The sequence below is a fragment of the Mesorhizobium sp. Root552 genome, assembly GCF_001427285.1.
Taxonomy (GTDB): domain Bacteria; phylum Pseudomonadota; class Alphaproteobacteria; order Rhizobiales; family Rhizobiaceae; genus Mesorhizobium.
Map to the genome: position 1 here is coordinate 26,296 of NZ_LMFV01000063.1, position 11,956 is coordinate 38,251.

At 60.0% G+C, this 11,956-nt stretch carries 10 protein-coding genes; all 10 read left to right on the plus strand.

The window, feature by feature from the left end; translation table 11 throughout:
* The first annotated feature begins 241 nt into the window (after positions 1-241).
* The 10 genes from ASD50_RS21875 to flgK all read left to right on the plus strand — a co-directional run bounded on the left by ASD50_RS21875 (position 242) and on the right by flgK (position 11,955).
* Entirely contained in the window at positions 242-1,312 is a 1,071-nt protein-coding gene (locus ASD50_RS21875; protein WP_056246529.1) for a flagellin, read from the plus strand.
* A 123-nt stretch (positions 1,313-1,435) separates the two neighbouring features.
* Positions 1,436-3,094, plus strand: a complete 1,659-nt coding sequence (gene fliF / locus ASD50_RS21880) for a flagellar basal-body MS-ring/collar protein FliF (RefSeq protein WP_056246531.1) — start codon at positions 1,436-1,438, stop codon at positions 3,092-3,094.
* Positions 3,094-3,711 carry a hypothetical protein gene (locus tag ASD50_RS21885; RefSeq protein ID WP_056246734.1) on the plus strand — a complete coding sequence of 206 codons (618 nt, stop codon included), beginning with the start codon at positions 3,094-3,096 and terminating at the stop codon, positions 3,709-3,711. Before fliF ends, ASD50_RS21885 begins: the two co-directional genes overlap by 1 nt.
* Entirely contained in the window at positions 3,708-5,024 is a 1,317-nt protein-coding gene (locus ASD50_RS21890; RefSeq protein ID WP_056246534.1) for a MotB family protein, read from the plus strand. Before ASD50_RS21885 ends, ASD50_RS21890 begins: the two co-directional genes overlap by 4 nt.
* Entirely contained in the window at positions 5,021-6,394 is a 1,374-nt protein-coding gene (locus tag ASD50_RS21895; protein WP_056246537.1) for a hypothetical protein, read from the plus strand. Before ASD50_RS21890 ends, ASD50_RS21895 begins: the two co-directional genes overlap by 4 nt.
* A complete protein-coding gene (locus ASD50_RS21900) occupies positions 6,391-7,728 on the plus strand; it encodes a flagellar hook-length control protein FliK (protein WP_056246539.1) in 1,338 nt (445 codons plus the stop codon). Before ASD50_RS21895 ends, ASD50_RS21900 begins: the two co-directional genes overlap by 4 nt.
* Positions 7,658-8,248 carry a transglycosylase SLT domain-containing protein gene (locus tag ASD50_RS21905; protein ID WP_056246543.1) on the plus strand — a complete coding sequence of 197 codons (591 nt, stop codon included), beginning with the start codon at positions 7,658-7,660 and terminating at the stop codon, positions 8,246-8,248. Before ASD50_RS21900 ends, ASD50_RS21905 begins: the two co-directional genes overlap by 71 nt.
* 202 nt (positions 8,249-8,450) lie before the next feature.
* Entirely contained in the window at positions 8,451-9,119 is a 669-nt protein-coding gene (locus tag ASD50_RS21910; protein WP_056246547.1) for a response regulator transcription factor, read from the plus strand.
* Between the two features lie 103 nt (positions 9,120-9,222).
* On the plus strand, positions 9,223-10,479 hold the full coding sequence (locus tag ASD50_RS21915) for a flagellar hook protein FlgE (RefSeq protein WP_056246550.1): 1,257 nt from the start codon (positions 9,223-9,225) through the stop codon (positions 10,477-10,479).
* A gap of 30 nt (positions 10,480-10,509) precedes the next feature.
* Entirely contained in the window at positions 10,510-11,955 is a 1,446-nt protein-coding gene (gene flgK / locus ASD50_RS21920; protein WP_056246553.1) for a flagellar hook-associated protein FlgK, read from the plus strand.
* Position 11,956: the final 1 nt, after the last annotated feature.

An 11,956-nucleotide genomic window follows, 5' to 3' on the forward strand; every position in this document is an offset into this window, starting at 1 on the left:
GCCAATTGGACCGCGCCAAAAGCGCGGCCCTTTTCGCATTTCAGCGCACGGTGTTCTCACCGCGCACCCGTATTCACCCAATTTGGCTTTCTGAGCAAATCTCTTTAATCGGCCATTAACCATATCGCTCTAGTTATGGTTAACCACAGCTTTAGGGCGGGCTGGCAGGTGTCGCGTCACCGCCATCCTGGAAGGTCGATCCGGCCTGCGTATAAGCCGGAATTTAAGAGGGGTGAGTTCGTTGGCCAGCATCATGACAAACGCTTCGGCGTTGACAGCACTTCAGAGTCTGAGCGCAACCACCAGGGCGCTTGAGCAGACCCAAAGCAGGATTTCCACCGGCTACCGGGTTGCAGAAGCAGTAGACAACGCAGCCTACTGGTCGATCGCCACGACGATGCGCTCCGACAACCAGTCGTTGTCCACCGTGCAGGATGCATTGGGTCTCGGCGCTTCCAAGGTCGACACCGCCTACACCGGCATGAACAAGGCGCTGGAAACAGTCGACCAGATCAAACAGAAACTGGTTGCCTCCTACGGCGCCAGCGACTCCGACAAGGCCAAGATCCAGACCGAGATCAAGGCACTCCAGGGTCAGATGAAATCCTACGCCGATGCGGCGACTTTCTCCGGCACCAATTTCCTGTCGGTGATTTCCAAGCAAGTCAGCGCTGCAAACGACGGCGTGCAGCAGGATGTGAAGATCGTCTCATCGTTCAACCGCAGCTCTGACGGCTCGGTTCTCCTGAGCACGATCGACATCAACGTCGAAAGCGTCAAGCTTTTCGACTCTGGCCTCGCAGCCGATGTGAAAAACCAGGGCCTGCTCGACCGCCAGACCTCGATCTACGCAACGGCCGTAGCGCAATCCGAATATGACACGGCATATAAGGCAGCAATAGCAGGCGGCGCGACGGACATTGCCGCCAACACCGCTGCGCAAGCAGCAGTCACCGCACCCGTTCCCGCCAAGATCGACAACATTTCCGTCTACAATCTCGACATCACTGCGACTGGCGTCACTGACGACATCATCATGCAGATGATCTCCAAGGTTGACGACGTCATGAAGGACCTGACTGACACCGCCACCATCCTCGGCTCGGCCAAGAAGCAGATCGACCTGCAGAAGGACTTCGTTTCCAAGCTGATGGACTCGATCGACAAGGGCGTCGGCCAGCTCGTCGATGCCGACATGAACAAGGAATCGACCCGCCTCCAGGCCCTGCAGGTCCAGCAGCAACTCGGCATCCAGTCCCTGTCGATTGCCAATGCCAACTCGCAGAACATCCTGGCGCTGTTCAAGGGTTGATCGGCCTCTCCCGGCACCAAGATTATTCCCATCGGGCCGCGCCACAACGCGGCCCGATTTCATTTTCGCACAAGCTTCGCCAGCTAGACTCTGAGCGGGCAATTATGCGGGGGCCGTAGGGCAGTGCCGGAACAGATCCAGGGAATCGTCAACAACCTCAAGGGGTTCGGCGCCAAGCGCCTGGCCATGCTGGCCGGCATCGCCGCGCTGGTGATGGCAACCATCGCCGTCGCTTCGATCTATCTCAACCGGCCCGCCTACGAGACCCTTTATGTCGGGCTCGAACGTTCCGACGTAAACCAGATCGGCATGGTGCTCGGAGAAGCCGGCATCAATTTCGATGTCGGCTCCGATGGCAGCAGCGTATTGGTCGCTGCCGGAACCACGGCACAAGCGCGCATGCTGCTGGCGGAAAAAGGCCTGCCGACCAGCGCCAACGCGGGCTATGAGCTGTTCGATAATGTCGGCTCGCTCGGGCTGACTTCGTTCATGCAGCAGATCACCCGCGTGCGCGCGCTGGAAGGCGAAATCTCCCGCACCATCCAGTCGCTGTCTGGCATCAAGGCCGCTCGCGTCCATATCGTCATGTCCGAGCGCGCCAATTTCCGCCGTGATGAGCAGCAGCCTTCCGCATCCGTCGTCATTCGCTACGCCGGGATCGATGGTGAAAAGACGGCTATGTCCATCCGTCACCTTGTGGCGGCAGCTGTGCCGGGCTTGGGAGCAGACAAGGTTACCGTGCTCGATTCAGCCGGCAATCTGCTGGCCGCAGGCGACGACCCTTCCAACACGAGCGCCGCACGAACCCTCGGCGTCGAGCAATCGGTGGAAGCGCAGATCGAGGAAAACATCCGGCGCGCCCTGACCCCATATCTTGGACCTGACAACTTCCGCGCCAGCGTAAAGACAGACGTCAACACGGACACGCGCCAGACCGAAGAAACCATTTTCGACCCTAACTCACGGGTCGAGCGATCTGTTCAGACCGTCCGCAACAACGAGGCGAGCAGTCAGAAGCAGGCCTCTACGCCGGCAAGCGTCGAACAGAACCTGCCGGAAACGCAACCGGCAGCAACTGACGGTCCGCAATCGACCTCCCAGAACGACCGCAAGGAAGAGATCACCAACTACGAAATCAACTCCAAGCGCATCGCCACCGTATCGAACGGCTACACTGTCAACCGCATGTCAGTTGCGGTTGTCGTCAACCAGCAGCGCTTGGCAACGATCCTCGGCAAGGACGTGACGCCCGAGCAGATCGCTTCGCGTGTGGCCGACATCCGCAAGATGGTTGCTTCCGCTACCGGTTTTGACGAGAAACGCGGCGACGTCATCGATGTCTCCGCAGTCGAATTCATCGACGGGTTGGACGGGCAGGCAATCGAGCAGCCCGGCATCCTGGAGTCGGTAGGAAATTACACCGGCACGCTCATCAATGCCGGCGCGTTCATCGTTGTGGTTTTCCTTGTCGCTTTCTTCGGGCTTCGGCCGATGGCTGCCGCGCTGACGGCACAAACGGCAACAGCAGGCGCTATTGCTGGACCTAGCTTCGACGAAGTGCAGCGCTCGCTTCCAACTCCTGATGCCGTCGCTGCGGCAAATGACGATACGGTGCAGGCAACTCTCCCCGACGCTTCGCGAGGCACCCCGGCTCCCTTGGACGATTTGCGCCGCAAGCTGAGGCCCGCGCCACAGGAGCGGCTTGCCCGCATGGTTGACCTCAACGAGGAGCGCACGGCCCAGATCCTGCGCAAATGGGCTGCTCCCGAGGCAGTGGGATGATGTCGGCGGCAGCACTTCTCCAACTGTTGCCGGATTTCGGGCCGATCAACGAGCGGAGCAATCCGACGCCGGTCGACGCGCCACGCCAGACGGCCGGTGCGCCCCAGGCCGACATTGGCCAGTTGATAGCAGAAGCGGTCGCGGAAGCGGAAGCGGCGCTGGAAGCCCGCCTGGCCGAAGCGCATCAGAATGAGCTGGCCGAGGTGAGGCAAGCCAATGCGGACGAAGCCAAGGCATTTCTGGAAACGCTCGGCTCTGATGTCGGCGCTACCATTGCCGCACGCATGGACGCAATGCAGGCCCAGGTAGTCGAGTTGGTCAGCACGGCCGCAGCAAGGGCCATCGGTGCGATATTGAGCGATCATCTTCAGGAACGGTCCCTTGCCGTTCTTGCAGACACGATCGGCAGCGCGATGACGGATGCCGAGGCACTGCGCATCCGCGTGCAAGGGCCAATATCCCTATTTGAAACGCTGAGCGCTTCGCTCGGCGACCGGGCAGCCGACCTCGAATTCATCGAAGCACCCGGCTTCGATCTTACCGTTGCCATCAATGACGTCGTGGTCGAAACCCGCATGTCGGAATGGTCGGCCGCACTATCCGAGATATTGTCATGAGCACTGTCGAAGACACCGGCGAAAAGCACGAAATCATCATCGTGCGCCGTGGTCACGGCGACGAGGACGAAGGCCACCACGGCGGCGTCTGGAAAATCGCCTTCGCCGACTTCATGACGGCGATGATGTGCTTTTTCCTTGTCATGTGGCTGATCAACGCCGCCAACGAACAGACCAAGGCGGCCGTTGCCAGTTACTTCAATCCTATCAAGCTGATCGACCGAAACGCCAACCGCAAGGGCCTGGAGGATCTCGGCAACGAGTCGGCTTCGTCCGGCATGGCAGCAGACGATCAGCAGGATGCCGCCACCAAGACCGGGAAGGACGGCCAGGGCAATGCCGGCTCCGTGAAGGAGCCCAACAAGGAAGAACAGCCGACGGCGCAGTCCTTCCCGTCCGACGAGAAGCTGTTTGCCGACCCTTATGCCGTACTGGCCGAAATCGTTGCCAACTCCGGCAAACTCCAGAACATCAGCGAAAAGGGCGATGGCGGCGCACAGAGCGCCGGGCCGGCCAACGGCGCTTCGGGTGGCCAGTCCTATCGCGATCCGTTTGCCCCGGATTTCTGGTCGCAGCAGATTTCCACTCCGGGCGCGGAAGCAAGTGCCGAGCGGGCGAAGGTCGAGGGCGATCCAGCCAAACCTGACGACAAAGTTGCCGAATTCGCCGTTCCGAAGATCAAGGCCGAGCCGGTTCCCGAACCAAGACCGGCAGCCCAGGATTTGCAGCATCCCTTCGACCCGTCTGCTCCAGTGTCAGGCGACAGCGAACTGCGGGAAGAATTTGCAAAGATAGATGCCCCCAAACCGGAGCCAGTGGAAGAAAAACCCGCCGACAAAAGCCCTAGCGCGCAGACGGTCGAGGCTTCCGAGCGCGTCAAGCAGGAGTTGGCGAAAGCCTTGTCCGGAGACAAGGTGGCCGAAGGCATAACCGTTGAAGCCACCGAAAAGGGAGTTGTAATCTCGATTACCGACCAACTCGATTTCGGCATGTTCGAGATCGGGTCTGCTGTTCCGCGCCGCGATCTGGTGGTGGCAATGGAGAAAATTGGCCGCGTCATCAACAGCCAGAAGGGCACCCTCTCCATCCAGGGGCATACGGACGCTCGTCCTTTCCGCAATGACACCTATGACAACTGGCGCCTGTCTTCAGCCCGAGCCCACGCAGCTTACTACATGCTGGTCCGAGGCGGCGTAGACGAAAGCCGCATCAAGGAAATCGCCGGGTTTGCCGACCGTGACCCGAAGGACCAAGCAGATCCGCTTTCCGCAGCAAACCGGCGCATCGAAATCCTTCTGGAGACGGATGGATGACTGGTCGCGCCGGATTCTGGCGGTTTGTCAGCGCCGGGCTTTGCATGGCAAGCCTCGGCTCCGCAGCCAACGGCCAGGAAGCGCTGCAGCCTTACCAACTCGTCAGATCGCTTCAACTTGTCCAGGACCGCATCGCCTCCGGCGACCACGCAGCCCTCCCGATGCAGGGCAAGCTGCTTGAAATCACCGATCAACGCCTGCGCGATGCGGACACCAAAGAGTTCAAGGACACCAAGAATTTTCACGCATTGCTGGTCTACGGCATGAGCGGCGGCAACCCCGCCACGCTGGCCATCGCAACCTCACGCCTTGAACTCAGCGATCAGGACAAGGCAATTGCAGGCGGCGTGATTGCCTACCTGCGAGGCGACCCCGGCGGCGCACTGCAAGCGTTGAAGGCAGTTGATCCGATAACGTTGCCGCGCGACCTCGGTCCGTTCGTTGCACTGATCAAGGGATCGCTGCTCGCCAAGGAAGATGCCAGCGGCGCACTTAAACTGCTGGATCAGGCCCGCTTGCTGAGTCCAGGCACTCTGGTGGAGGAGGCAGCTCTTCGCCGCTCGATCGCCGTCGCCGTCGCCACTGGAGATGCGGCACGTTTTGCCCTTGCATCGACGCAATATGTCGCGCGTTACCTGCATTCTCCCTATGCCAGCCAGTTCGCCGACATATTCGTGGATGGTGTCATATCGTTGAACATGGCGATCAGCCACGACAAGCTGGATGACATCACGGCAATGATGGACCCCGAACGCGAGAAGGTCATTTACTTGCGTATCGCCCGCAGCGCCGCGATCAACGGGCTGATCGATCTCTCGACTTTTGCGTCGGCAAGAGCCGAAAAGGGTCACAACGGCATCCGCAACACCGACGATCCGCGCGCACTACTTTATGCCAATCTGTCGAACGTGACCTCGGAGACGATAGAGGACGTGCGCGAAAAGTTGCGTGGCATTGACCGGGAGCGCTTGTCGGAAAGCGATAGGTTCCTGCTCGACGCAGCCCGCACCATCACCAGCGAAGTGGTTGCGCCGCCGGCAAAGGTTCTGCCTTCCCCGCAAGAGGCCAGTACAACGCTTGAACCGAAGACGACGGAGGCAAAGGCCGACGCCGCCGTTGAGAAGCCGACCACTGAACCGTCTCCCGAAGCCGAGGACGAGCTTCCCGTGGTGGAAGGCATCATGCCTGAACAGCCGGCATCTCCACCTGCAGAAAAGGCTGCCAGCGGGGCCGAGGCCGTCACCTCAAGCGACCCGTCGAACACGGCGCCTTCGTCGGTGGCCAGCGCCGACCCCACCGATGAAGCCATAGCCACCACCCACCGCACTCTCGACAAGATTGACCAGTTGCTTGGAGCAGCGCCCGAATGACCGTCAGTATCGGCAACACCCTCCCCGACTCGTTTGGAGGCAAATCCGTCGTGCAGGCCAATGCCGACAACAGCGACAGCAGTTTTCAGGATGTGCTGGGCGACAACAAAGGTCATGCCAGCGCCAGGCACGCGGCGGACCACCCTCACCGATCGCGCGGCGCTATCCTGCACCGCGTGGTGCCAGATGGTGAACACCATAGCGCCCGGATTGCCAAGGAAGAGATCGCGGACGAAGCCGATGGCGACAAAACCGCTCGCTTCCTATTCACATCCGGTAAAGCCATCCGAATGGATGACGATAAAACACACAAGACAACGGAAAAGCACGGTGAGGCAACTCCCGGCAGTGCCGCGCACGAGCGTTTGCCTCTGCTCATGAGCTTGCAGGAAATCAACCGCGCTTCGGGACTGAACGACATAAGTGACACCGGCAACGACATCACCGACGGAGATGGCATGCCCGTTTCGCGCCGTACGGCACAGCCCGCTATCTCTGATGCAGATCCGGAACTGCCGGAAAAAAAGCCGGCAAAGGCGGATGGCCCACGCAATATCGAGAGCCAACAGACCGCGCCCAAGGCGGGCTTCTCCGCAACAATTGCCGTCGAAACGACCGGTGAATCCGATACGACAGTTGGCAATGGAACCGGAAAGCCGGACACTTTGGCAAGTCTGGCCGAAGCTACGCGGTCGAATACCGCTGCAACCCTTGATGAGCCAGCAGCACGGCCACAAATCCATGAGCGCGTCACCGTAACTTCGGCGCATAGTTTCCCGGCGCCAGTTACGCCGGGCCTTGACCCGACCACCTCGCGGCTGGTCACTGCAATCGCATCGGACATGGGGTCGCAACAAACACCGTCCACTGCGACCTTGACGCCAGCGACCGCCCACCAAGCTCCCGTTGCAGCCCACACATTGAAGATTGAGCTTCATCCCGCAGAACTTGGGGTGGTCAACGCACACCTGCGCCTCACCGGAGAACAACTTTCAATTGAGTTGCTACCCGATACTCAAGAGGCTTATCGGCGTCTTTCATCGGATGGCGATACCATTGCGCGAGCCTTGCGCGATCTTGGTTTCGATGTCGGTAAGATTACCGTTCTACAACCTTCGATAGCAGCTGCGCCTGCACCTCGCACCGACGCCGGAGGCTCCGCAACAGCCCTCCCCAACCGTGATTCATCCTCGTTCCAATCCGGGCAGTCAGGCAGCAATGGTAATGGCTCCGGCGGACATCATTCGGGAAGAAGCAACGACAATGACGCGCAAAGTTCCGCTCGCTCTGCCTCGACTGTTCGCAGCCGTACTGACAGCGGGCTGGTTATCTAGTGCTTTCCCCGTAGACGCCAGCGCATCCACCAACGCCTGTGAAACCGAAATCCTGCGAGCTGCCGACCGCTACGGCATTCCGGCAGGTATTCTTTATGCGGTCGGCCTAACCGAAACGGGCAAGAAAGGCAGCCTGCAACCTAATGCTTTGAATATAGAAGGAAAAGCCGTTTTTCCCAAAAACCGCAGCGAGGCCCTTGCCGCGTTTGCGACAGCTCGGCAGCAAGGCAGGAAACTGATCGATGTTGGCTGCATGCAGGTCAATCATCACTACCACTCGGAACACTTTCGCAGCGTGAACGACATGCTCGACCCGCACAAGAATGTCGACTACGCCGCCCGTTTCCTGGCCAGCCTGCATGCCCGTCATACAACCTGGTCGATGGCGGTCGCTCGCTACCACGCAGGTCCCGACAATGACCCTGCGCAGAAGATTTATGTCTGCCGCGTCATAGCCAATATGGTTGCAGTCGGCTTTGGAAAATGGACTTCCAACGCACGCGCCTTCTGCAACCCATGAGTTCATGGCACATCAAGGCTCACAACCACTTGGCTTCGTCTTCGTCGAGCAACCCGCATCCGTGACCCTGACGACCACCACTACAACCCACACGATTCCTGACTCCCAAGAAACTAGCTACAAGAATTGACGGTTTTTCAGGATTCCGGCCAGCGACTACGCCTGTCTACGGGGCAAATGATTTGATTCGGAGGGCGGGCCGATGATCGTGGTCGTTGACGAGCGCGAACTCGTAACTGAGGGCTACAACTCACTTTTCGATCGGGAAGGCGTCGCATGCGCCGGGTTCGCCCCGAGCGAATTCGACGAATGGGTGGCCAGCGTCGCCGACGATGATCTCAAATCGGTAAGCGCCTTCCTGATTGGTGACTGCCGCGAAGGCAGCATCTCGCCACGCCAGATCCGCGGACGTACCGGCGCACCCGTCATAGCCCTCAGCGAACATCATTCGCTTGAGAACACGCTGAAACTTTTCGAGTCAGGCGTCGACGACGTGGTCCGCAAGCCGGTCCATATTCGTGAGATCCTTGCGCGCATTACGGCGATCCGCCGGCGGGCCGATGAAAGCACAAACTTCACCGAGATCGGTCCGATGCGCATTTTCATGGATGGCCGCGATCCTGAGATCAACGGCCAACCCCTGCCATTGCCACGGCGCGAGCGGCGCATACTTGAATTTCTTGCCGCCAACCGCGGGCGTCGCGTCACCAAGACCCAGGTCTTCAATTCGATCTACGGCATCTTCGACGAAGAGGTCGAAGAGAACGTCGTGGAAAGCCACATCTCCAAGCTGCGCAAGAAGCTTCGCGAAAAGCTTGGCCACGATCCGATCGATTCAAAACGCTTCCTCGGCTATCGGCTCGTCTTCTGATGGATCGGGCCACCGGCCTGCGCCCGCCTCGCCGCGCCAGCCTCGCGCAAGACAACAAGCGTATTCTTTTCGCCACACCCAGTGGACCTGAGGAGACGTTTCGATGAGCTTGTATGGAATGATGCGAACCGGCGTTTCCGGAATGGCCGCCCAGGCTAACCGGTTGTCAACGACGGCTGACAACATCGCCAACTCCGATACGACGGGCTACAAGCGAGCCTCGACCGAGTTCTCAACGCTGGTAATGCCCAGTACGGGCGGCAGCTACAACTCCGGCGGCGTGACCACCACCGTCATCAATTCGATCAGCGCCCAAGGCGTTCTCCAGTACACGACTTCCGTTTCCGACCTCGCCGTGGACGGCAACGGCTTCTTCGTCGTGCAGAACCCGAACGGCACACCATTCCTCACCCGAGCGGGCGCATTCGTTCCAGATGGCGAGGGCCGTCTGGTCAACGCCGCAGGCTTCCAGCTGATGGCCTACAGTTACGAAAACGGTGTTCCAGCAGCCACCGTCAACGGTTTCGACGGGCTTGAGCCCGTCCGTATCACCGACGGTCAGATGACCGCCTCGCCAAGCACCGAAGGCTACTATCAGGGAAATCTGCCGGCAGGGGCGACGGCGGTTGCAGCTGGCGACCTGCCTACAACGAACACTACGACGGCCCAGTACACGTCGAAATCCTCGATGGTGGCATACGACAATCTCGGTAATCGCAAGCTGCTGGACGTCTATTTCACCAACACCGGCGCGGGTACCTGGCAAGTCGCAGTGTTTGATCAGGCGGCCGCTACGCCAGGCACATCGTTCCCTTACGCAGGTGGCGCTCTCGGCACGGCCAACCTCACGTTCGACAATACGACCGGTCAATTGACGGGCGGCACCGACAGCGTTGCTCTCACCATTCCGAATGGCGGGGCTTTCAATCTCGATCTGGCACAACTTACGCAACTCGGCGCAGGCTTCACCGTGTCCGGCGGCGCCACCAACGGCAATGCGCCCAGCACGATCGACAAGGTGCAGATCAGCAAGGACGGGACGATCTACGCCATGTACGGCGATGGCTCCACCCGCGCGCTCTACAAGATCCCGCTCGCCAACGTGCAAAGCCCCGACAGGTTGGCCGTGCTGCCCGGAAACGTCTACGCCCAGGGTACGGATTCCGGCGATATCACCATCGGCTTCGCCAATGAGGGCAAGCTCGGCGCAGTGGTGTCGGGAGCTCTGGAAAGCTCCAACGTCGATATCGCCGAAGAGCTTACCGACATGATCGCTGCCCAGCGTAGCTACACCGCAAATTCCAAGGTCTTCCAGACCGGTTCCGACCTGATGGACGTCCTTGTCAACCTGAAGAGATAGCAACCGGCACAAAGGCCGTGAAAGTATAGAATGTCCCTGTCATCCGCATTGAGCATCGCCCAGTCTGCGCTTCTGACGACGTCGCGCCAGACCAGCGTTGTCACGCGCAATGTTTCGGATGCCTCGAACCCCGACTACTCCCGCCGAATTGCCACTGTAGTCAGCACGGCGCCTGGTGCGCGCTCGGTCGATATCCAGCGCGCCACCAATGCCCAGCTTTTCCGGCAGAACCTGGCAGCACTGTCGGCCTGGAGCGGCCAATCTACTCTGTCGAGCGGGCTGGACAGGCTCCAGCTCGCAGTCAATGGCGTCGACAATGCCGCGTCAGCCTCCACGGCGATCGGCAATCTGCAAAACGCGCTGCAACTCTACGCCACCTCGCCCTCGAACCAGAACCTTGGTGCAAGCGTCATCGAGACGGCCAGGCAGGCGGTTCGTTCCCTGAACGAGGGGACGACTGCCATACAGGCCTTCCGCACCGACATGGACAGCCAGATTTCCAATGCCGTTGGCCAGTTGAACGATCTGCTCGTGCAGTTCGAAGGTGCCAACAAGGCCATCATATCAGGCACCCGTTCCGGAACGGACGTCTCCGACGCGTTGGATAAGCGCGATGCGCTGCTGAAGAAGATCGCCGAATACGTGCCGATCTCGACCTACACGCGCGGCGACAACGACATGGTTGTCACGACCACCGACGGCACGACGCTGTTCGAGACCATTCCGCGGTCGGTAAGCTTCACGCCATCGCCGGGCTATGGGCCGGCAACGACGGGCGCGACCGTCTATATCGACAATGTTCCGATATCGCCCAGCTCGGGAGGCATCAGCGAAGCAACCGGCAAGCTCGCCGGCTTCCTGCAACTGCGTGACGGTGTCGCTTCCACCATGCAGAGCCAGCTTGACGAGATCGCTCGCGGTCTCATCGATGCCTTTGCGGAAAAGGCTCCGCCCCTTGCCGACATGGCTGGTCTCTTCACGTGGCAGGGCGGCCCAGCCGTCCCCACGACGCTGGAACCTGGTCTTGCCGGAACGATCCGCATCAATGCGGCGGTCGACCCATCTCAGGGCGGCAACGTCAATCTTGTCCGTGACGGCGGCATCAACGGCGCAGCCTATATCAAGAACACGACGGGCGGCGCATCCTATTCCGAATTGCTGATCGGCTATGGCGACCGCCTTGACGCGCCGATGACCTTCAACCCTGCCGCAGGCATCTCGGCAACGTCCAGTGTCACCTCGTTTTCGTCGAACGCCATCGGCTGGTTTGAAAGTATTCGCCAGCAAGCCACCACCTTGGCAGACACCAAGGAGGCGTTGGCGAGCCGCTCGGCCGAAGCTTTGTCAAACGAAACCGGCGTGAATGTCGACATGGAAATGTCGCTGATGCTCGACCTCGAACACACCTACCAGGCTTCGGCACGCCTGATGAGCACGATCGACCAAATGCTCAACGCACTGCTTGAGGCAGTCTGAC

Coding starts and splice junctions, on each gene's coding strand:
- ASD50_RS21915 (WP_056246550.1), top strand. CDS start 9,223: ATGAGCTTGTATGGAATGATGCGAACCGGCGTTTCCGGAATGGCCGCC.
- flgK (WP_056246553.1), top strand. CDS start 10,510: ATGTCCCTGTCATCCGCATTGAGCATCGCCCAGTCTGCGCTTCTGACG.
- ASD50_RS21900 (WP_056246539.1), top strand. CDS start 6,391: ATGACCGTCAGTATCGGCAACACCCTCCCCGACTCGTTTGGAGGCAAA.
- ASD50_RS21885 (WP_056246734.1), top strand. CDS start 3,094: ATGTCGGCGGCAGCACTTCTCCAACTGTTGCCGGATTTCGGGCCGATC.
- ASD50_RS21910 (WP_056246547.1), top strand. CDS start 8,451: ATGATCGTGGTCGTTGACGAGCGCGAACTCGTAACTGAGGGCTACAAC.
- ASD50_RS21905 (WP_056246543.1), top strand. CDS start 7,658: ATGACGCGCAAAGTTCCGCTCGCTCTGCCTCGACTGTTCGCAGCCGTA.
- ASD50_RS21895 (WP_056246537.1), top strand. CDS start 5,021: ATGACTGGTCGCGCCGGATTCTGGCGGTTTGTCAGCGCCGGGCTTTGC.
- ASD50_RS21890 (WP_056246534.1), top strand. CDS start 3,708: ATGAGCACTGTCGAAGACACCGGCGAAAAGCACGAAATCATCATCGTG.